Source organism: Aneurinibacillus sp. XH2 (assembly GCF_001439585.2).
In the GTDB taxonomy this organism is placed as follows: Bacteria; Bacillota; Bacilli; order Aneurinibacillales; family Aneurinibacillaceae; genus Aneurinibacillus; species Aneurinibacillus thermoaerophilus.
This window is the reverse complement of the sequence record NZ_CP014140.1, coordinates 1,247,041-1,267,157: the sequence shown is the minus strand read 5'-3', so window position 1 is coordinate 1,267,157 and position 20,117 is coordinate 1,247,041. Positions and strand designations below refer to the sequence as shown.

Here is a 20,117-nt window from a genome sequence, read left to right as displayed (position 1 = left end):
CTTTGTTTATTTTTTGTCTTATATTTTGGGCCGCTTATAAAACGGCGTGCTAACGACTTTAGCTTTGAGGCGTTTGCCGCGGATTTCTACGTCCACTTCCGCACCAAGATCGCTATACTCCCGCTTAATCAGCGCAAGTCCGACATTTTTCTTCAGCGTCGGCGACTGTGTACCGGTGGTTACTTCCCCGATTTTTTCTTCTCCCGCATACACCGGGTAGTGCGAGCGCGGAATCCCCCGTTCAATCATTTCGATGCCAACCAGCTTACGCGGTGCTCCGCTTTCTTTTTGCCGCTTCAACACCTCCTGGCCGATAAATGGAACCGGCTTGTCAACCTTAACCGCAAAACTGAGCCCAGCTTCAATCGGGCTAATGTCTTCGCTTAACTCCTGCCCGTACAGCGGCAAACGGGCTTCAAATCGCAGCGTGTCCCGCGCTCCAAGCCCGCACGGCAAAACGTCATCTCCGCCCACTTCCAGGATGTTCTTCCATAATACGCGCGCATCTTCCGGTTTGACATATATCTCGAAACCGTCCTCTCCTGTATATCCGGTGCGGGATACAAGCGCGCATACACCTGCTAGTTTCACCTCTGGCTTAAAGTGAAAGAAACGGATTTCAGATAAATTGGTATCTGTGAGTTTTTGGAGCACCTGTTCGGCCATGGGCCCCTGTAAAGCGAGCTGGGCCGTTTCATCTGATATATTACGCAAAATCATGTCGCCTTCCGCGTGCTGCTGCATCCAGGCTACGTCTTTCTCGATATTGGCCGCGTTAATGACCAGCAAATAATGATCTTCGCTCAACTTATATACCAGCAAATCGTCGACCGTACCACCGTTCGGATAACACATAATAGAGTACTGTGCTTGGCCTACGGCTAGCTTCGAAGCATCGTTTGTCGTGATTTTCTGTATGAATGCGAGCGTATCCTTCCCTTTCACTTCCACTTCGCCCATGTGCGACACATCAAACAGGCCCGCTTTTGTACGTACCGCTTCGTGTTCTTTTTGAATGCTAGAAAACTGGACAGGCAGTTCCCAACCACCGAAATCAATCGTTTTAGCCCCGTATTCCCGGTACAAGGGGTAAATAGGCGTTCGTTTTAAGGCTGACATCGTGTATAAGACCTCCCTTGTTTGTCGCTGGCTAATTAAGAAAAGCTCGCAGGCATTGCCACTCGCCCTTTTTCCATAAAAAAGGACAGAAATAGGGTATCATCCCCATCTCTGTCCTTTGTACCTGAGAGCTACCCGGCTTCTCAAAGCGCCGGTTTCCCCTTTGGTGGCCCGCTCAAAGCGCGAGCTCTCTCCAGAGGCGCGTCCCGCAGAGGTACTTTTGCCTGAGAGATTGATAAGGTGGGTTTGCTCCTTCGGCGACGCATCAAGCGCGTTCTCTCCCTCTGCTTTCATCCGCACGATATTTTATTATTGGCAAAAATCAAATATGTAATCCTTTTCTATGGTACCATGAATTTTAAAAAATGCAATGCTTTTTTTGATAAAATCTTAACAAAAAACAAAAAACAGCTATAAACATTTGTTTTTAAAACAAAAAAATAATATATCTCTTCTAAAAACATGAGAAAAGTGATGTAAACTCGAACATTATCATTCTTTCTTGTTCTCCGTTCCACACGCTTCTCTTCTTTGGAAATAAATAGGCAATGGAAACACCCCACGCGCCTTTCTCTTGTATTACGGTATAAACCGAAATTTGAAAAACTTACTTCTTCAACTCCCTCACCTAACAAAAAATGGAACGCACAAGCCCCGTTTCTTCTGGTGCATCTATTTCTTATTACGTCTCGGCTCGAAGACACATGTATATATAGGTTCCGTCTTGGTTAATACGATGCAATCGCCTTCCACCTCGATCTCAATCGTTCCATATCCCAGAATTTCTTGAATCTCCGGTGGCAGTACTAAATTCCCCTGTTCATCGATCCGGCCAAGCAACGGTTTTTTTTCCATTGATATGTGTGTCCCTCCTTATGGCCTGAAAGTTTCAACTGCTCCCACCCACGCTAATAGTAAAGGTAGGGAGAGCCTGTGCAATTTTAGTTATTCTACCTTTCTTATCCATTATTTCATCTCTTTCTTGCGGATTCAACACCTAAAATATAAGCCTTATATCCTGTTACTATAGAATTATTTTACTAAATCTCAGCGGAGAGCGGAGGAAAAAGTAAATAAAAAACCTTATTATAAAAGTATCCAAAAACCCTTTGTATAAGAAAAAGGAGGGGGGATAGACAGATGTTGTCAAACTGCGCCGCATGCGGCAAAGTATTTATGAAATTTTCAAAACCCGTATGTCCCGACTGCGCAAGCAAAGAGCTGGATACTGCGAAACGCATTCGCGATTATTTAAAGCAGAAAGAAAAACGGAATGCTCCCCTAATCCAGGTTTCTCAAGATCTTGACATTCCGGTTCGTTATATCGAGTACCTGATTCGCCAGAAATACTTTGATCTTGCACGCTACCCAAACTTACAATACCAATGTAAAAACTGTGATACGCTCATCTCATCCGGTGAATATTGTGCAGCATGTGCTGAAACATTGCGTAATCATTTGCTCAGCGTACAAAAAGACAAGACAAAATCCGATAAACAAAACGACGAGTCCCACGAAAATTTCTATAGATCACGGCTATAACTTTCTCGCTTCAGCATACACATGTACAAATACACTCTCTACTATGTGTATGTAACGGATGTGAGGAAATGAAATCGACAATCGCGGGACAGAAAACTTGGTATAATTTTTTATTATTATTTCTGCTCTATATGAATCTCGTGCTTTCTTTCGGTCTCGTGTACTGCGCGCTTGAATGGCTGGGACTTGGGTTTATTCTTGATCATTACGCCTCAGCAGCGCATCAAAACCAATGGTATGACCGGATTACCCGGTCCTTTTATTTTAGCGCGATAACACTTCTCTCCGTCGGGTATGGCGACTTAAGTCCTTTTGGTCTTGCGCGCGGCGTCGCAATGATCGAAGCGATGGTAGGATATGTGCTGCCGGCCGCCCTCGTCATTCGATATGTTATTCCTCCGATCGCTCCCCCTAAACGGTTTCGGCTTCCATCTCACCGCAAGCCGGAAAAGTAAAAAGACGAGGCATGCCAAAGCTTTTGCCCCGTCTTTTTGCTTTAATGAACGTTCAGCTTTTTAAAGTTTCCACCTTTTACGTTATGGATTGAGCCGACTGCAAGAAACGCCGCTTCATCTATATCTTCGATGATCGCTTTAAGCTTTGCTTCTTCCAGACGGGTAATTACGCAGAAAATGACTTTTTTATTGTCCCCTGTATATCCGCCTTCCCCATTCAAATACGTAACGCCCCGGCCCAAGCGCGCGAGCAAGGCCTCACCGATTTCTTCATATTTATCGCTAATAATCCACACCGAACGCGATTCATCCAACCCTTGGATTGTCACATCGATCATTTTAAACGCGATATAATACGCGATCAGCGAATACATAGCGCGATCCCAGCCAAATACAAATCCGGCGCTACCCAAGATAAAAATATTGAAAAACATAACCGTTTCCCCGACAGAAAACGGCATTTTTTTGTTAAACAAAATAGCGACAATTTCTGTACCATCAAGCGAACCACCGTAACGGATCACCATTCCCACACCGATGCCCAAGATGATTCCGCCAAACACAGCCGCAAGCAACGGATCAGCCGTCACTTTCTGAACCGGATGGAGAAGCGTTGTACCTAACGACATCACTGCAACGCCCAGCAATGTGGATATGGCAAACGTTTTTCCAATTTGTTTATATCCGACAAAAAGAAATGGAAGATTAAGAAAAAATAAGAAAATGCCCAGCTTAAGTCCTGTCAAATGTGAAAGAATAATAGAAACACCAACAATTCCTCCATCAATAATATTGTTCGGTACAAGGAAAATTTCCAGCCCGACCGATACGAGAGCAGCACCCAGTATGATAAACAGGGCACGTTTTAAAATTTTGGGTGTCGAAAGTCGTTTGTGCGTGCGCTTGTGTGCTTGAATATACTCCACGAATTTCCTCCTAATACGTAAATTTTTTCACTTATATTATACCAAAACTGCACTCAAAAAAGCACATAAAATACAGGCTTTACTCACATGGGTCTGACAAAAAGAAATGGAGGATGAGTGCCGGTAACTTGTATAAATGTTTGCCTTTTTGCGCATGCTACATTTGCGTATGCATCGGAAAAAAGAGGGTGGATTTCATATGACAGACATCCCTGTTTCTTTTCAAAGAGACTGGATTGACGGATTGAAGGCGAGAATGGCAGAAGACGGACCTTGGCACCATAGAGAATTGTACCGCCTGGCATGGGAAGCGGCGCGAGCAAGCGCGGTGCATGACTTCAATGAATTGCAGTGCCTGCGTCATCTGCCACATTTTACGCCCCTGCCGCATCAAATTGAGACGGCGCAAAAGGTCATCTGCGATATGCATGGCCGCGCCCTGCTTGCAGATGAAGTAGGTCTCGGAAAAACCATTGAAGCTGGTCTTGTATTGAAAGAATATATAGTACGCGGTCTGGTCAAAAAAGCGCTAATTCTCGTGCCTGCTTCGCTTGTCGTGCAGTGGGTGCGCGAACTAAATAACAAATTTTTGATCTCAGCGGCGGCGCAACGCAAAGAATACATGTGGACTCAATATGATATTCTTGTCGCTTCGATTGATACGGCAAAACGCCCGCCTCACCGCGATATCGTGCTCAATCAATCGTATGACCTGGTTATCGTGGATGAAGCGCATAAATTAAAGAATAAAAACACAAAAAACTACCAATTTATCCAGGAACTCAAAAAGAAATATTGTCTGTTGTTGACCGCCACTCCGATCCAAAATAAACTTGACGAATTGTACAACCTGATTACGCTCCTAAAGCCGGGTCATCTCGGGCAATCAGCGCAATTCCAGCAAAGCTACGTCCAAGGAAAACGTCAAGTAAAAAACAACGAGATGCTAAAAAAAGAGTTAAAAAAAGTGATGGTTCGCAACCGGCGCGCCGATGGCAAAGTCGAATTTACAGCCCGCCACGTCATCACCGTGCCTATCGAACTGTCGCCGGAAGAAAAGCATTTATACGACAGCGTAACCCGCTTTGTACAAGAACAGTATCATAGCGAAGGCAGCGGGTACAAAAACCCGCTCGCGCTTATTACGTTGCAGCGCGAAATTTGCAGCAGCCGGGACGCGGCGCTTGTCACGCTGGTTAATATGCACAACCGTGCGCCCGAAGATTCGCCATTGCGCCAGGAAATCCGCAGACTGCTGGATATTCTTAAGCAAGTGACCACCCATAGAAAAGCGGAAAAAGTCATCGAAATTATCAAGGAAGCGGATGATAAAATTATTATCTTTACCGAATATCGGGCAACTCAACAGTATTTGCAGCATATTCTCGCCCAGCATGGCGTAACGTCCGTTCTCTTCCGCGGCGGCTTTAAACGGAGCAAAAAGGATTGGATGAGCCAATTGTTTGAACACCGAGCTCAAGCGCTAATCGCTACAGAAGCGGGCAGTGAAGGCATTAACCTGCAATTCTGCAATCGGATTATCAATTATGATATGCCTTGGAATCCAATGCGTGTTGAACAGCGGATCGGCCGCGTACATCGCCTCGGGCAGACGAGAGATGTTTATATCTACAACTTGGCTACCCAAGGAACCATCGAGGAAAAAATTCTCCATCTGTTGTATGAAAAAATCAACCTATTCGAAATGGTGATCGGTGAACTGGAAACAATCATCGACCGTCTTCATTTACAGAAGTCATTCGAGAAAAATGTCATTGATATTCTTCTATCTTCACAATGCGAAGGAGAGTTGACAATTAAGATGGACAATTTAAGCCAGGTCATCCAATCGGTACGCGAATCGGTTCAACCGGCCGTGCCGACAACCGATGCATGGAAAGGAGGGGTGCTACCTTGAACCAAGCCCAGGTCCGTTCTTTTCTTGAGCGATATTTCGCCGCCCATCAAGCCCATTATGTCGAACAGCATCCTGCCTATTTCAAAGTAGAACTTCCAATCGAGGTTGATAAAGATCTGGGAAACCGTCCTTTCTATTGGACGTACGTGGAACGGCTAAACCTTGAGCCGCAGCCAATGTGCATGACGTTTATCTTCGATAATGCCTCGCTTCCTGAAGGGGTGAACGGGGAGGATATTACCTTCGGCTCACCGCGGTTGCAGCAATTCTTCGCCTCCGCACAACGCCATGGCCGTTATATCCGCCTGTATGAGCACACTGATCCTCCGAACGGCTCTAACTTACATTTTGCCCTAACTCCATGGCTCGGCATCAACTACAAAATTTCCTTTATTTGTGATCGAAAAAAAGATCGGCTCCTTTCGCTCGGAATAAACCTTATACACGGGCAAATCAAAGAAAACTTTTTCGACTATCTTGAGGCGCGTAACATCCTTCCCGTATTGCCGGATTACGCTTATACCATGCGTCCGATTTTCAGCATTGATTCAGCCGTCCAGCATCTTGAGCGGCACGTGCAAACAGCCATTGACGCAGAAGATAAAACATGGGCCTGCGAAGCCCGCTCACGTCTTGCGGCCGAACTTGCGCAAATCGAACACTTTTACGCAAGAAAAACAGCAACCGAAGATGAAAATGAAGAACCTGTATTGAATCATAAAGAAAAACGAGCGGAAGAACTACGCTGGCAATACGAGCCACGGATTGAGGTAGAAATTATTAACGGCGGAGTGTTTTATCTGTCCCATACACCCGCGCCCCCCGCATGAAAACCCGGGCGCGGCATAGTTACGCGCCCGGGTTTTTACCTCTGTCTTGCCTTCGCTTCCGGTGAAACAACATGCCAAACGCCAGCGGCAGCACTCCGAACCAGCGATACATCCACGCTTCTTTCGGCTTTTTTACCCGCTGCTCCTTCGGCGTCTCCAGATACTCGACAAAACGTTTGGTCAAATATCGCACATATTCCTGTGAAGACATGCGCACACGCCTCCTCAATATCACTTGTTACTTATAGCGTGTCCGTTTCCCCCCGTTTTCAATCGTTCTGCGTCAAAAATCGCCGAAACGCCGGATGTGCCCATAGTTCGTCCACAATCTGAGCCACGCTTTTTCCATCGGTCACAAGCTGGACAGGGGCAAAATCGTACAATCCTTCACGTTCCTGCATAATGCGCCTGACATTCCGCTCTACATCCCCCGCAAGCAACGGCCGGGTCGCATCCGCGTGCAACCGGGCTACAATCGTTTCCGGTGTCGCGCGCAAAGCAACAGCAAGACCATGGCGGACAATCAATTCCACATTTTGCTTCCGGGTTACTACCCCGCCTCCAGTCGTCACTACCTGCGGAATCGAACCGTTCAATACCTGGGCCAACATCTTCGTTTCCAGCGCTCGAAACCCTTCTTCGCCCTGCTCCCTGAAAATATCCCGGATTTCCTTTCCGGTAGCTTCCACGATGCAATGATCAACATCTACTTGCTTCCAGCCAAGCCGCTTGGCGATAGCCTGGCCAACTGTCGTTTTCCCGGTTCCCATAAACCCAATCAGGATAATCTGAGTCGTCAATCTTATACTCACTCCACTTCGTCATGATTCCTGTTTTTTTATCAACCGTACACCATAAACGTGTACGGTGCGCATAAGCAAATGGAGCGCTTCCTACCGCCAACAACCAAAGTTCTTTCGTTCCCCACGGTTCCATTAATACTTTCACAGTTACGTCTCCTATCTGATACTCGCGCTGCGAAAAATCCTGCAAATTCTGAAGCGCTTCCTCTATTCTCAAATACAGCCCTGCTTCTGTAGCATAATGCATCTTCATTCTTTCCTCATCGTTGCGCGGTATTTGCCGCAACGTGCTAAAGACAGACAAATGATGCAGTACAATCAAGCATAAAATCTGCGTATAAACAAGCACAATAAAAAAAGCGGAACCGCGCGAATTGCCGAAACTTTTCAGCATTATATCACTCCATTCCGGCAAATTCTACCCTTTTTCCGATAAAAATGCTTCCTTTCCACTCGGCTTCCCCATTTTTCAATTCGAGGTGAAAGCGGCACCCTTGCTGCTCTGCTTCAAAGTCAAACTTTTTCACATACTGAGCCAAAAAAATATACCCATCTTTCATTTTTCGGACGACTTTATTCCCGACCTGTTGATAAACAATATCGTTCCCCTTCTCGTCCTTAAACCATAACTGATTGTTCTTTTTGTGGAAACGATCGCAGCGCCGAATTTCTTCCTCCGCATAAGCGAAAAATCCGCGCGCTTCCGCCTCCAATATGGCCGCCGCTTTTGCTTTTGCAAACTGCCGCTGCGCTTCGACAAAAGACAAAGAGGCTGCGATCAAAACCAGGCAACAAACAACGGATGCAACCAGTGTTTCCATTAAGGTAATCCCCCGATTGTCGCGGACGGTGTTCCAGGCTTGACGGGCACGAAACGGTAACCAGTAAACCGAACATACCTTCTTCCTAAGCGTCTGCTTTCCCACCGTACTTCCACCTCACATTTTTCCACCCGGTTCGTTACCCTGCCCGGGATCAGTCGCATTTCGTAAAGTGTACCGCGAAACTCTTGGCTTGTTCCGGTTATCGTCAGCCCCGCCTTCCATTGTTCAACAAGCGAATACGCGAACAAATAACCTTGCGTTTCATACATTTTCTCTTCCCGTTCCCTCGCGGTGTAATACAGCGCTTCATGGACAAAGAGAATGACTGCGGACAGTAACGCCATTGCCAGCAGAGCTTCGATATACGTAAATCCTCTTTCGCGCACCTTCGCTTCTCCCTTACTTAACCGTGCTAACCGCAACACGACCGCTAGCCATATACACCGTAAGCCGTTTTTTCATACCATCTGGATAAACAAGATAAAAACTACCTGCCTGCCCTACGTGCCCCAGTTCATTAAAAACGATGGTTCCGTTATTAAAATTAGAGTATATCGTAAATCCCCGGGGCACATTAACGATCCTTCTTCCCATCTGCCAACTTCGCCTCACTACATACTGGTTGTAATCAATAGAAAACTCTATCTTGACCTTTCCCCGCTGGCTTAACGCCTCGTTTGCAGCATATATGATATCCACGCTCAACTTTTCCATAAAACACTGTCCTTGAAGTCGCTGTACCATCTGCAAAAATGAAGGCACGGCTAATGAAAGCAATACGGCCCAGATCGCAAACACGATCGTAACCTCGATAAGACTGAAACCTTGTTCATTTCGCCGTCCCGTGTTTATCACACGTCACCGTCACTTTCTTCTCAGCGGATGAAACCTCCACTTTATACTGCCCTTTAGCAGGACATTTTGGCTCCTCATGCAGATATCCTTTCGCCACCAATTCGCCCAGCGCGTTCGCAGCTGGCGGATATTCGTTTCCATTCTCAATCGCATAGGCTTCCAAAGCCGTAAGGATTAACCGTTGGTTTGCTTCGCAACTACGCGAATACGCATTGGCAACAGCGCTTTTGTAATTGGGAAACGCGACCATTAAAAACGCTCCGATAATCGCGACAACAATCAAAAGTTCAATTAAAGTAAACCCGGCTTCCTTCTTTTTTGCGCGTCCCGAAAGCACGGCTCTTTCCTCCTTTGGCTCTATTTCAGTTCGCCCATCATTTGCAACACCGGCAAAAAAAAGGACAAAACAACGATAAGCACAACTCCTCCGACCAACAATAGAATAAGTGGCTCTAACCATCGCATTGTTTTCTCTACCTGTTGTCTTATCTGCCTCTCCATTTGTTCACTATAAAACAATAAACATTCGGCTACCTTCCCCCCTTCTTCCCCGAGTTCAACATAACGCACCAGTTCTGAAGTGAAGCAGCTATGGAATTGCAGGGCACGGCTGAGAGGATGGCCGCGCTTTAGCTCTGCCTCAATCTGCTGCATGATGTTTCTAACGAATAGCCAGGGCGCTTTCGCCTGAAACAGCTGACAAACTTCCAGCACGGAAATGCCCGCCTCAAGCAAAAGCCCACCTTGCAATGCAAAATAGTGAGTGATTTTCAATTTGAGCCAATAACGCAAAATAGGCACACGCAACATGAAAAACATAAGTGACTCTCTCTTCCAAAACAGCCAAATGACGCCCGTCCCCAATGCCGCCCCTCCCATAACGGCTATGCCGGATGCCGGCAAAACGGAGAGCACGCGGATAAACCATCCTGTTAGCGGCGGAAGCGGAAGATGCATCGTATCGTATATGGAGAACAAATGAGGCAAAGTAATATGAAGCAAAAACCAAAGACATACGCAGGATAACACCAGCAAAAGCAAAGGATAGCTGACAAGTTGACACAGCTGATGTTTCCAGATAGCGCGCCGCCTGTAATAACGCGCAGCGAACGCTAAGCTAGAATCGTAGCGACCGTGTTGCTCCCCAGCAGCCACAAGGGAAAGAAATAAAGGCGGAACGTTTATTTGTTGCAAAGCGGCGGAGAGCGATGCACCACTTTCAAGCTTTTTTTGGACACGCAGCAATTCTTCTCGTTTTCTTGGAGTGAAATGATGCAGAATCAAAGAAAGGCTTTCAAGAAGCGGAATACCGGCCGCAAGCAAGTAAGACAAATGCTGGCTCAAATACGCAAGCGAATCATCGGGCCAGCGCGCCCGTCGGAACATACGCTTGATATTGCCCCTGCTCATCTCCCTCCGTCACCCCTTCCGCCAATTTCTGTTCCAGAAGGGATGAAAGAAATACGAATCCACTTTCCTCCAGATATCGACGCATTACGGCCGCAGAACAACGGTTTAAAATATACGGCTGAAACTCTTCATCAATTTGCAGCACTTCGTAGACGCCGACACGCCCCTGAAAGCCCGTGCTGTGGCAGGCCGTACAATCCACAGCTCGACCGTAGCAACGCAGGCATCGTTTGCGGATAAGACGCTGTGCAATCACCCCGGTAAGCGCCGAACTAACAAGGTAAGGTTCAATCCCCATATCCAACAACCTCAAAACAGTACCTACTGCGTCAAGCGTATGAATGGTGGAAAGAAGCAAGTGACCAGTTAACGCGGCTCGCACTGCCACTTCTGCGGTAGGCTTGTCCCTGATTTCGCCAACCAGAATCACGTCAGGATCCTGCCGCAGCACCGCCCGCAGCCCCTCATGAAAGGACAGACCGGCCCGCGGATGAATTTGCACCTGGTTAATACCCGGGATACGATATTCAACCGGCTGCTCCAAGGACACAATGTTCCGCCCACGCTGCTGCAATTCATGCAACATCGTATACATGGTCGTCGTCTTTCCGCTTCCTGTCGGACCTGCAATCAAAACCATTCCCTGCGCCTTCGCAAGCATCCGGCGCACTCGCAACACATCCGTTTCGTTCATGCCAAGCGAAGCCAACGAGCGATACTTCGTATCATGAGGCAAAAGGCGTAGCACGATCTTCTCCCCGTAAATCGTCGGTAATGTAGCTACCCGCACATCGATAGAGCTGCTTCTACCTTCCCGACTTTTTGTCTGAAATGCGAAGCCACCGTCCTGAGGCAATCTGCGTTCGCCAATGTCCATCCCACTCATTAATTTAATGCGCGAAACAAGCGGCGGTCCCCACCCTTCTTCCTTCCATTCCATCTCCTGCAAATAGCCATCGAGACGAAACCGAACCATGATCCCTTCAGGCACTGGTTCCAAATGGATATCGCTTGCGCCATATTCGATTCCTTTTTCGATCAGTTCTGTCACATATCCCGTTACATCTTCAACCATGATTCCAACCTCCTTTTTTTATAAATTATACCATATATTGGTAAATTTTAAATAACTTTCCTAAAATTTTACACAAAAAAAGCCGCCTTGCTTTTAAGACGGCTTACGTATCGCTTATTCAAGTGAATTTACATATTCAATAAGGGCAGAAATTTCTTCGTCGGACAACCCCTTAACATTTCCGTGCTTCCCTTCTTTATTACGCGTAACAAGCACATCGTAAATCGTTTTGGCGCTACCATCGTGCAAATATGGCGCAGTAGCCCATACTCCGCGCAATGTCGGCGTATCAAACAATTCCTTGCTCCGCGGATTGGTGTAGTTGGCGCGCGGATCGCCTGGTGTACCTTTATCAAGCTGGCTTGCTGTACCAACATCATGAAGGAATTGCGTATTAGCTGTCGTCAGCTTGCCTGTCGCATCCACCGCTTTTACGCTATCGGTCATCGTCTCTCCGGCATGGCACGTAATGCAGCCCGCTTTGCCTTCAAACAACACCTTACCCTGTTGCGCTTTCACAGTTAGTGTACCGTCAGGGTTACGGTACGGACTTTTCGGCACCGGAAACGAATCCGAGTACTCCAGATATGCTTTCAAAGCGGTAAACATTTCTTCAACTTTCGGGGGTAATGGTTTGCCCGGATCATACGCTGTCAAACCGCCCATCTCCCCCTGTACGGTCAACAGATAATCCGTAAAATCATCCCGGCTGCCGTCCCACATAAACAATCCGGTACGCATCGCCAGCACATTGCTCGGTACGTTACGCGGACCTTTCGGGGTCATTAGTGTTAATCCGTTAATGTCCCCGTCCGCATGGCAAGACGCGCAACTCATCCAGTTATTCCCCGTAATCGGTGCCGCAAATTTATCGCTATTCGCGCTAAAAAATATGGTTTTCCCTTTCCGGACAAGCGGCGGCAATGAATCTTTGGCAATCAACCGCAACGTTTCAGGCTTTGCTTTCGCTTCCGCATATGCCTCATTCCCGCCCGTTTCAATGCGAGCTAAACTGTGGCTCATTGCATTGTGCACATACAGTTCGTTTCCATCGTTCGACAGCACCATCCCCCGCGGGTTATCGCCCGGAATGCGCCGCACGATTTGAGTCGCCTTACCGCCCCGGACCAAGTCAAATACAACCAAATCTTCGCTGCCCGACATAAGCACGAACGCTTTGCTTGCATCCGGCATAAATGCTACATCGGCCGGATTAGACACGATTATCGTTTCATTTTTTACATCTCGCACATCCATTTTCTCAAATAATTGTTTACGTTCCTGCTTGATTTCTTCATCTTTTTCAAGATCGATAACCGAAATCGCCGGAAAAACAGTTTCCTCAAAATGAATCGGCGTATCTGTATTTGTTACAAGATGCGGTACCCAAGCGGTCTTACCGTCAGGCGCAATCACGAATTGCTCAACCGTATTTGGAAGCCCCTGGCTCTTTTTGCGATCCTCTTTATCCGGAGAAGGAGCTAAAGCGATTATTTTTCCCACTTTTTCTTTGGAAGTATCAACCACGCTAATATGCCCGGACAAATAGTGAACCGTATACAGTTTTTTTCCGTCCGTGGTTAACGCCAGCCCGCGCGGTCGTTCCTCAACTTTTATCGTTTTTGTTACTTCTCGTTTCTCAGGGTCAATGATAGACAATGTGGAAGAACGGTAATTACTAACATATATTTTTCCTCCGTCCGGACTCGTCACGATGCCAAACGGTTCGATACCGACCGGAATCGACGCCGTCACTTTTTTGACGGCGATATCAATAACATCAACTTTGTTGTCAAACATACACGTAACGTACAACGTTTTTTCATCCGGGCTTAACGCCAATTGACGCGGTTCACGGCCTACCGCAATCTCTGCGGTAACTTTGTTCTGCTTCACATCGATCACCGATACGGTGTTAACATCAATATTAGCCGTGTACAATACATCCCCGGCCCGATTTTTGACAATGCTATTGCTTGAAACCGGGGCATTGCGCGTCACCGTTTCTTGCGTTACAGTCTCTTTCTCGCTGCATCCGCTCAGCATCATTAACAGAACGAACACGGCGGCAATCCAAATTCTCCATTTCCTCATTTTTTCTGCTCCCGCATTTTCTTTTTCTATAATAATAAACAGCAAAAATAGGAGGATAGCCTCCTATTTGCTTTTCACCTCAACCGGAACAAGTACCGGCGCGATACCATATTTACCGTGACCAGCTTGAATCTGTGGCACGTTATCACCATCTGTATTACCGGACTTGTCGCCTTCTTTATAAAAGTCTCCAGTATCCCAGAATTCGCTCGTCTGCATGCCCTGGTCAAGCGCCGGGCCATCAATTACGCGATCGTAAAAATCGACGTAGCGCGAAATAATGGTCTTGCGATCAAGTGCCGGAATCTTTTCTTTATCGGTTTCTATGTTATGCAGGGAAGCAATACCCATACGTAATGCTCCAGAAACACCGCCTGCGACAACGGCATCATACTCGTATTGATCCCCTGACGTTTTATATGCTTTCACTTTATCGTCCCACATGTATTTATCCATAGCCGCGTAAATTTTCCGTGCTGCCTCACGATATTTTGGATCTTTAGTCGCTAGAAACGCAGCCGTCAAGCCACGGATGGCGCCGGTTTGTGCCTTCAGTGTCGGCGCATCTGCGTCTTTGCCTTTGCCCACTGTCCAACCGTTAGCCACCAATCCTTTTTCATCAATCATCTTGGAAATGATAAAGTCAGCCTGCTTGCGGATCATGTCAAGCGCGGCTTTTCCTTCTTTTGTCTCCAATCCTTTGGCATCGTCCCCGCTGGCGTAGCCAACCGGTAAGCCATCAAACGCACGTTGGAAAATGCGTAACGCTTCCATAGCATATGCGGCATCAAATGTATCCATATGCATGCCCTGCTGCTTACCATCATGTTCAGCAATAAACACGCCTTCCTTATCATTCCAGTGCATCATCTGAATATTTTTGAAGATTTGCAACAACAGGTCACGGTTAATGGAATACGGATCATCCGAGCGAATATCGTTATCTGCGCGGTTATCAATATTTTGCTTCGGCGCAGCCGGGAACGGCTTTCCGTCATATACGGCACGGAATGCCGGATTCGTGTTTGCATTAGCTTCCCGCTGATCTGTCATACCAAAGTATTCAGACAAAGCCCATAACATCAGCCACTGATCCTGTAGCAAGCTGCGCGGATCTTTCACTTCAAGCGACGTAGCTGCCGTATATTCCTTATCTCCGTTTTCCGTAACGGCAATGGCATGCGGCAGGTACACAAGCTGCTTCTTCGGATCATAAGAAGCGCCTTCCGCTTTGCCTAGTTTTCCGGTTTGTGGATTATAAAACAGGGAATCCCGGATATATGCAGCCTTGTTCCACATCTGCTCGGACATGATTAAACCTTGAAGACCATCAGTAGAGTCTCCGCCAAAGGCAATGTTCGGGTTTTCGTCATCTTTATCCGTTTTTGGTTCCACTTCCTCTTCCGTGTCTATCGTGTGCATTGCTCCTAAAAAGTCGCTCGCCCATAGCGCTTGTTTCAAAAAGACGGAGCCATACGCAGCCGGAACCAGCGTTTTATCCATCTTATCGCGATCCCACCGCAGCGTTTTAAAGTCGACCTGATATTTCGGAATGTATGTACCGTTCTCACCGTCGGCAAATTTCGATGTGTCCACAGGCTGAATATAGTGCGGATCGCCTTTGCTGTACTCAATAAACGTCGGATACATGTTGCGCGGAATTTCATCCGGCTTATGTCCTGCAGCATTCGCCAACTCAATAAAGCGCTGCGCCAACATTTCATTCTCTTTCTTGCCCGCCTTCTGCGCCAATTGTTTGATCATTGGCGCGTGAATCATATGAAGACCAAGGCCTGATTTTTCCACAACTTCGTACATCGCCTCTTCCGAATACTCATACGATTCAATTCCGGCCGTGTAATCAAAGACAGTCGGCTGATCAACTTTCGCCGCATCCAGCACATCCAGATCTAAGCCAAGCGCTTCTACCATCGGCTCGCCCGACAGTTCAAATTCCGTATAGGCAAACATATTGCCGGCCGTATCAAAAGTATAATCTTTAACCGGTACGGAAACGTTTTGTTTCGCTTCCTGTTTCTTCGCCTTAGTGTCTTCCCCTGTCATGGCTGCCTTTTCATTCGTACCGCAGCCGCTCATAAATGCAAGCACGGAAGCTAAGCTTATCGACATGACCGTGCGAAACGGGTATTTTTTCTTTCTCTCTTGCAAACCCCTTCACTCCTCTATCCTCTATTATGAAAATGATTCTCATTATCTAATTTTAAGTATAATTGTCTTCCTAAAAAAAGACAAGAAAAAATCATCCCCGCTAAAAAACAGGAATGATTTCCTTTTGCTTGCATTGTATTACTTCACAATCAACACCGGGCAGGTCGCTAGCTGCGACACTTTGTGGCTAACGCTGCCGAGCATCATTTCCTTAAAGCCACTCAGCCCGCGGCTGCCGATCACGATAAGCTGATATTTATTTTTATCCGCGTAATCCACGATTTGCCGTGCCGCATCTCCCTTTAGATAGACAGGCGTTGCCGCCACCCCTTTCGCCTCGGCTTTTGCTTTCGCCTTATTTAGCAATTCTTCGGCTTCTTTTCTCATCGCTTCATTAAAATCAATATCATAATGTTTAGAAATATAAGCCATTTCTCCGACCATATACGGCGAAACGACAACTTCTTTTCCCACATGAAGCAAGCTGAGTTCAACTTGCTCTTCTTTTGCGATGGCAAGCGCCACATCTAGCGCTTTTTCTCCCATTTCAGAGCCATCAATTGCTACTAAAATTTTTTGAAACATACATTACTTCCCCCATTCTGCAAAATCCCTTCCCTATTATTTTAAAACAATGTTACACTGTTTTCCAACAAACAAAAAGGGGAACTATAACAATTTTGTTACGAAACGGAATGCTGCCTGTTCTCTCATCTATCGTTCCATTGCTCCTCCCCTGGCGATAGACAAGATTTGCGATTCTTCCATTTTATAGTCGAATTCTTTCGCTTTATCTGGCTTTGCATTATCATAATGTACCGGAATTTCATGGCGGTAAGACTTCTCCACCTTAGTAACAAAGTCAAGCCGGGAAATTCTCTCAATCGTTTCTTCTAACGTATCTGCGGCGATATACATGGATACATAATTCAACCTACGGGATATGTAATGAATATTGCCAAACTTGCGCAAGTTACGAGCCACTTTGATATTCTTGACATACACCGCAAGCCCGACACGTCGCTCTCTCATTCTCCGACTCTCCTTTTTCGTATAGTATCCATCAGCGATGATTGTTATCAAACACTGAGGCTCTAAAAAATGACAACTTTATAAGTTCCCTTAGTTCTAACTTATACGCTATAAAACCTCACTTGCTTGTATCAAGAATATAATATCATCCACTCTGACATTCCTATCTCTGCCCGCAAAAGCGCGGACATATTAAATCAAATGTACATCAGGCCGCCTGATCTCTCAAGCGGCCCTTGCAAGACAGAAGGAGCAGCCTCCCATCTTTATATCCCCTTTTTAACAGTGCAGCCACAACTACCGCCCGTCCCGCACCCGCCGCTACCACAGCCACCACCCGCCAATTCATACAGCGGATTGTTACTCGGCACTTTAATGCTCGCAGAAACCGCGTCAGCGATGGTGCGGCTGATACGGTACAACAACTCATCCAGGTCATTTTCCGCTTTTTTGAAAGCGGCGACAGTTGCTACTTTTTCCATCTCTCTTTTTTTCTGCCGAATCTCGCGAGTGACTCTATCATAATCTGGATGGTATTTTCCGAATCGCTGCACTTCCTCATACGCTTCCTTCATGCGGTTGAAGGAAGCAATCTTCGCTTCCGCCTCCGGGTCCTGTTCCATCCGCCTGCGGAATTCCAGGTACCGTTTCATTTCCTCAGAGGCCACGAGCTGCTCTCCGATGCGATGCGCTCGTTCCATCACTTCATAAAAATCAAGCGGTGATACAGTCGCTGTCTGACCTGACATATTCTCACCTCGGTATCATTGTACCATGTTGCATATTCTCTGCCTAGTCCTCGTTCCAAAGGGCGGGCAGCTCTAATTTTATTCTCCCTACATTCTCCATATTTATGTTCTCCATCCGCCCTTCCGCATCAAGCGTCAGCCGATACGCTCCGCCTTCTGCGCGTATATCAAGCACGCGGGCGTTTTCTATAGGCCGGTTATTAATTTCCAGCTTTAGTCGGATGCCAAGCGAACGCGCAGTCATAAGCAACGTGCGAAGCGTTGAATGATGATATCGTTGGAAATTTTTGTGCCATATCGTCGGTACATCTTTTAATTCAGGCAAAACATCTTCAAAAGCAGGGAATACAGATTCAATCTTATATCCGTTCTCCGCAAGCCCAATAGAATGCGAGGCGTGCGATGGAAACCGTCCCGCTTCACTCGGCTCTTTTGCCGTGCTTTTTTGGTTTATATTTATCTCGCGGAGCGTGAAAGCCTCTCGCAACGCTGCTTCCTGCGACGCATCTACAATAAAATCTTTTTCGCCGATTCTCGCACGCCAATACGGAGCAAATTCCGGCAAAGCGGCTAGCTGTTGCGCCGTTTCTGCATCCGGACAGCGCACGAGCACTACTTGTTCGAGCATGACGCTTGGTTCGCTCCGCATCCATTGCTCTAGTTGCACGCGTACATTATCCGGAACCTCAAGCTGAATTTGCTCAAGCAAACGGATAAGCGCTTCGTTCTCTTCTTCCCCCTTCACCGCCCGCACTGATTGCCGTGTCAGGCGAAACACCCATACTTCCTGCTGCTCTACCAGTTCTGCATACCTGCCAAGACGCCAGCGCACCTCATATGATGCATGCGGCAGCAGAAGCACTTCAAACGTAGGTTGGACATACCCGATACCATAATTCGCTACGGCATTTTCCTCATTGGCTGTCAAATTCATATTCCAGCGCATAGACGCGTCCATTCCTTCTCCCGTCCTAGAAATAAATCCAAAAGCGGTAAGCAAAGCGCATATATTTTCGGCAAACACCTGCCAGTGTTTGGACTGATTGGCCTGGCTTTTCTCCCGCAAAAGCCTATTTTCCGCTGCCTGCAATTCATTCAGGGAAAACGTGTTCACACCTTTCGCTTCCATCCAATCCAAAATGACAGGATTACAAGGCCCCAGCCTGCCTAGCTTTTCTTTCACTTGCTGATAAACACGGCGCTGCACATCCGCTTCCGCGCCATGAAACAGCCGGGCCGCCGCCGTTTCATGGACAATATACTCCAGCCCGGTTTCTGACTCCCGCTCACGCAATAAATCCATCTCAGCAAGCAATTCCAGAAAAAATCGTTCCCGTGCCGCACCGTCTCCACACGCTTCTGGATACAGCGGGGCGAACCATTCTTCCGCATACGGGATAACTGCCTGCCAAACGCGACGCATTTTCATTGTCATCGTTTTCTTTTTAGTAAGCGCGATCGGTTTGTGGCGATGCGTTTGCAGCAGGCGGAAAAGCACATGAACAAGCGGCGTAACAGATTGGAACTCTGCATCTACGGATATTGCTTGCGTTTCTGACAGCACCCGCGGCAAAAGCCAAGCGCGCCATGCTCTCTGCACATCATACGGCGCCAAATATACTACTTCCCCCCACAGACGCCGCAGCGTATAAATAAGTCCGCGCCGTCGTAATCCGGTAAGACCCGCGTATGCAACAATCGGCGACACTGCTTTCGCATATTCCTCCATTTGCCTGTACGTCACAATATCTTCTCCAACGCGAAACAAAAAATGCAACCATACTTCTTTTTCCTCTCTGGATAGTACCTGCCAAGTCTTCTCAATGGTGCGCGCGTCCTTTATGTAAGCTGCTATTTCATCAAGCGGCGCCTCCGCCTCCCCGAATGTGAACGGCCATGCATTCTCTTCCGCGAGTCTCCACAACAGCCGCGTATTAAGCTGCTCAAAAACATCCCTTATCTTCATCGTTCCACCTTCGCTATTTATCATTTTTCCCTCTTGCGGGAAACAAATTGATTTGTTATAATTTCAACAACTTTTCCAAATTATTTATACTCTAATATTCAGAATAACCTGTGATGAGGACACGTGATTTCCTTTCCCGTTCCCCAGAGAGCTGACGGTAGCTGCGAGTCAGTGAACGGCAGGAACATCATATCCCCTCTGAGGTGTCATCCGAACATTGCAGTAGGAGCGACCGGCTTTCCTCCGTTATCGGGAACGGCGTATGATGGTACGCTGAATAAGGTGCCGCTGTATGTAAGTATACACATTTCTGGTATGGAGTTAAAACACAGCGGAATCAGGGTGGTAAC

Annotated in this window: 22 protein-coding genes, 2 riboswitches and 1 other annotated feature (1 of these 25 running past the window's edge); of the genes, 4 read left to right on the top strand and 18 right to left on the bottom strand. The window is 47.1% G+C overall.

What is annotated here, in order from left to right; genetic code table 11:
- Window positions 1-18 precede the first annotated feature (18 nt).
- Window positions 19-1,119, bottom strand: coding sequence for a glycine cleavage system aminomethyltransferase GcvT (gene gcvT, locus ACH33_RS06180; protein WP_057898217.1), 1,101 nt, complete (start codon window positions 1,117-1,119; stop codon window positions 19-21).
- Window positions 1,120-1,223: 104 nt separating this feature from the next.
- A riboswitch (glycine riboswitch) is annotated at window positions 1,224-1,321 on the bottom strand.
- Window positions 1,322-1,413, bottom strand: a riboswitch (glycine riboswitch). It abuts the riboswitch before it with no gap.
- Between the two features lie 378 nt (window positions 1,414-1,791).
- Window positions 1,792-1,974, bottom strand: a complete 183-nt coding sequence (locus ACH33_RS06175; RefSeq protein WP_057898215.1) for a hypothetical protein — start codon at window positions 1,972-1,974, stop codon at window positions 1,792-1,794.
- Window positions 1,975-2,259: 285 nt separating this feature from the next.
- Here ACH33_RS06175 and ACH33_RS06170 point away from each other — a divergent pair, with 285 nt between their 5' ends.
- Complete coding sequence (locus tag ACH33_RS06170; protein WP_057898214.1) at window positions 2,260-2,661, top strand: hypothetical protein; 402 nt, start codon at window positions 2,260-2,262, stop codon at window positions 2,659-2,661.
- Between the two features lie 68 nt (window positions 2,662-2,729).
- Window positions 2,730-3,116, top strand: coding sequence for a potassium channel family protein (locus ACH33_RS06165; protein ID WP_057898213.1), 387 nt, complete (start codon window positions 2,730-2,732; stop codon window positions 3,114-3,116).
- 41 nt (window positions 3,117-3,157) lie between these two features.
- On the opposite strand, the gene ACH33_RS06160 is transcribed toward ACH33_RS06165, so the two are convergent.
- Window positions 3,158-4,042: a YitT family protein gene (locus tag ACH33_RS06160; protein WP_057898212.1), complete on the bottom strand. Its 885-nt coding sequence runs from the start codon at window positions 4,040-4,042 to the stop codon at window positions 3,158-3,160.
- Window positions 4,043-4,241: 199 nt separating this feature from the next.
- On the opposite strand from ACH33_RS06160, the gene ACH33_RS06155 reads away from it, so the two are divergent.
- Both ACH33_RS06155 and ACH33_RS06150 read left to right on the top strand, forming a co-directional pair.
- Window positions 4,242-5,960 carry a DEAD/DEAH box helicase gene (locus tag ACH33_RS06155; RefSeq protein ID WP_057900263.1) on the top strand — a complete coding sequence of 573 codons (1,719 nt, stop codon included), beginning with the start codon at window positions 4,242-4,244 and terminating at the stop codon, window positions 5,958-5,960.
- A complete protein-coding gene (locus ACH33_RS06150; protein WP_057898211.1) occupies window positions 5,957-6,790 on the top strand; it encodes a YqhG family protein in 834 nt (277 codons plus the stop codon). Before ACH33_RS06155 ends, ACH33_RS06150 begins: the two co-directional genes overlap by 4 nt.
- Before the next feature lie 19 nt (window positions 6,791-6,809).
- On the opposite strand, the gene ACH33_RS06145 is transcribed toward ACH33_RS06150, so the two are convergent.
- From ACH33_RS06145 to ACH33_RS06075, 15 genes are all read right to left on the bottom strand, one after another.
- Window positions 6,810-7,001, bottom strand: coding sequence for a YqzE family protein (locus tag ACH33_RS06145; RefSeq protein WP_057898210.1), 192 nt, complete (start codon window positions 6,999-7,001; stop codon window positions 6,810-6,812).
- Window positions 7,002-7,059: 58 nt separating this feature from the next.
- Window positions 7,060-7,590, bottom strand: a complete 531-nt coding sequence (locus tag ACH33_RS06140; protein WP_236781977.1) for a shikimate kinase — start codon at window positions 7,588-7,590, stop codon at window positions 7,060-7,062.
- Complete coding sequence (locus tag ACH33_RS06135; protein WP_057898208.1) at window positions 7,490-7,987, bottom strand: hypothetical protein; 498 nt, start codon at window positions 7,985-7,987, stop codon at window positions 7,490-7,492. Before ACH33_RS06135 ends, ACH33_RS06140 begins: the two co-directional genes overlap by 101 nt.
- A gap of 4 nt (window positions 7,988-7,991) precedes the next feature.
- Window positions 7,992-8,414, bottom strand: coding sequence for a ComGF family competence protein (locus ACH33_RS06130; RefSeq protein WP_057898207.1), 423 nt, complete (start codon window positions 8,412-8,414; stop codon window positions 7,992-7,994).
- A complete protein-coding gene (locus ACH33_RS06125) occupies window positions 8,414-8,803 on the bottom strand; it encodes a hypothetical protein (RefSeq protein WP_057898206.1) in 390 nt (129 codons plus the stop codon). Before ACH33_RS06125 ends, ACH33_RS06130 begins: the two co-directional genes overlap by 1 nt.
- A 13-nt stretch (window positions 8,804-8,816) precedes the next feature.
- Entirely contained in the window at window positions 8,817-9,272 is a 456-nt protein-coding gene (locus ACH33_RS06120; RefSeq protein WP_057898205.1) for a prepilin-type N-terminal cleavage/methylation domain-containing protein, read from the bottom strand.
- A complete protein-coding gene (locus ACH33_RS06115; protein WP_057898204.1) occupies window positions 9,247-9,609 on the bottom strand; it encodes a competence type IV pilus major pilin ComGC in 363 nt (120 codons plus the stop codon). Before ACH33_RS06115 ends, ACH33_RS06120 begins: the two co-directional genes overlap by 26 nt.
- Before the next feature lie 20 nt (window positions 9,610-9,629).
- The gene (locus ACH33_RS06110) at window positions 9,630-10,658 is read right to left on the bottom strand and encodes a type II secretion system F family protein (RefSeq protein WP_057898203.1); all 1,029 of its coding nucleotides are present in this window, start codon (window positions 10,656-10,658) and stop codon (window positions 9,630-9,632) included.
- The gene (locus ACH33_RS06105) at window positions 10,630-11,757 is read right to left on the bottom strand and encodes a GspE/PulE family protein (RefSeq protein WP_057898202.1); all 1,128 of its coding nucleotides are present in this window, start codon (window positions 11,755-11,757) and stop codon (window positions 10,630-10,632) included. The genes ACH33_RS06110 and ACH33_RS06105 overlap by 29 nt, the downstream gene beginning before the upstream one ends.
- 114 nt (window positions 11,758-11,871) lie before the next feature.
- Entirely contained in the window at window positions 11,872-13,851 is a 1,980-nt protein-coding gene (locus ACH33_RS06100; RefSeq protein WP_057900262.1) for a beta-propeller fold lactonase family protein, read from the bottom strand.
- Between the two features lie 63 nt (window positions 13,852-13,914).
- Window positions 13,915-15,981 carry a hypothetical protein gene (locus tag ACH33_RS06095; RefSeq protein WP_057900261.1) on the bottom strand — a complete coding sequence of 689 codons (2,067 nt, stop codon included), beginning with the start codon at window positions 15,979-15,981 and terminating at the stop codon, window positions 13,915-13,917.
- Window positions 15,982-16,158: 177 nt separating this feature from the next.
- Window positions 16,159-16,605, bottom strand: coding sequence for a universal stress protein (locus tag ACH33_RS06090; RefSeq protein WP_057898201.1), 447 nt, complete (start codon window positions 16,603-16,605; stop codon window positions 16,159-16,161).
- A 129-nt stretch (window positions 16,606-16,734) separates the two neighbouring features.
- Window positions 16,735-17,052, bottom strand: a complete 318-nt coding sequence (locus tag ACH33_RS06085) for a YlbG family protein (RefSeq protein WP_057898200.1) — start codon at window positions 17,050-17,052, stop codon at window positions 16,735-16,737.
- 266 nt (window positions 17,053-17,318) lie between these two features.
- Window positions 17,319-17,801: a YlbF/YmcA family competence regulator gene (locus ACH33_RS06080; RefSeq protein ID WP_057898199.1), complete on the bottom strand. Its 483-nt coding sequence runs from the start codon at window positions 17,799-17,801 to the stop codon at window positions 17,319-17,321.
- Window positions 17,802-17,844: 43 nt separating this feature from the next.
- Window positions 17,845-19,791 carry a helicase-associated domain-containing protein gene (locus ACH33_RS06075; protein ID WP_057898198.1) on the bottom strand — a complete coding sequence of 649 codons (1,947 nt, stop codon included), beginning with the start codon at window positions 19,789-19,791 and terminating at the stop codon, window positions 17,845-17,847.
- Between the two features lie 77 nt (window positions 19,792-19,868).
- Window positions 19,869-20,117: a binding site (T-box leader), on the top strand; it runs 21 nt beyond the window's last position.

Excerpts from the sequence above, each read along its gene's own strand:
- ACH33_RS06100 (WP_057900262.1), bottom strand. The coding sequence starts at position 13,851 with ATGAGGAAATGGAGAATTTGGATTGCCGCCGTGTTCGTTCTGTTAATG.
- ACH33_RS06110 (WP_057898203.1), bottom strand. The coding sequence starts at position 10,658 with ATGTTCCGACGGGCGCGCTGGCCCGATGATTCGCTTGCGTATTTGAGC.
- gcvT (WP_057898217.1), bottom strand. The coding sequence starts at position 1,119 with ATGTCAGCCTTAAAACGAACGCCTATTTACCCCTTGTACCGGGAATAC.
- ACH33_RS06155 (WP_057900263.1), top strand. The coding sequence starts at position 4,242 with ATGACAGACATCCCTGTTTCTTTTCAAAGAGACTGGATTGACGGATTG.
- ACH33_RS06145 (WP_057898210.1), bottom strand. The coding sequence starts at position 7,001 with ATGTCTTCACAGGAATATGTGCGATATTTGACCAAACGTTTTGTCGAG.
- ACH33_RS06130 (WP_057898207.1), bottom strand. The coding sequence starts at position 8,414 with ATGGAAACACTGGTTGCATCCGTTGTTTGTTGCCTGGTTTTGATCGCA.
- ACH33_RS06135 (WP_057898208.1), bottom strand. The coding sequence starts at position 7,987 with ATGCTGAAAAGTTTCGGCAATTCGCGCGGTTCCGCTTTTTTTATTGTG.
- ACH33_RS06095 (WP_057900261.1), bottom strand. The coding sequence starts at position 15,981 with ATGTCGATAAGCTTAGCTTCCGTGCTTGCATTTATGAGCGGCTGCGGT.
- ACH33_RS06090 (WP_057898201.1), bottom strand. The coding sequence starts at position 16,605 with ATGTTTCAAAAAATTTTAGTAGCAATTGATGGCTCTGAAATGGGAGAA.
- ACH33_RS06105 (WP_057898202.1), bottom strand. The coding sequence starts at position 11,757 with ATGGTTGAAGATGTAACGGGATATGTGACAGAACTGATCGAAAAAGGA.
- ACH33_RS06085 (WP_057898200.1), bottom strand. The coding sequence starts at position 17,052 with ATGAGAGAGCGACGTGTCGGGCTTGCGGTGTATGTCAAGAATATCAAA.
- ACH33_RS06165 (WP_057898213.1), top strand. The coding sequence starts at position 2,730 with ATGAAATCGACAATCGCGGGACAGAAAACTTGGTATAATTTTTTATTA.
- ACH33_RS06075 (WP_057898198.1), bottom strand. The coding sequence starts at position 19,791 with ATGATAAATAGCGAAGGTGGAACGATGAAGATAAGGGATGTTTTTGAG.
- ACH33_RS06175 (WP_057898215.1), bottom strand. The coding sequence starts at position 1,974 with ATGGAAAAAAAACCGTTGCTTGGCCGGATCGATGAACAGGGGAATTTA.
- ACH33_RS06080 (WP_057898199.1), bottom strand. The coding sequence starts at position 17,801 with ATGTCAGGTCAGACAGCGACTGTATCACCGCTTGATTTTTATGAAGTG.
- ACH33_RS06170 (WP_057898214.1), top strand. The coding sequence starts at position 2,260 with ATGTTGTCAAACTGCGCCGCATGCGGCAAAGTATTTATGAAATTTTCA.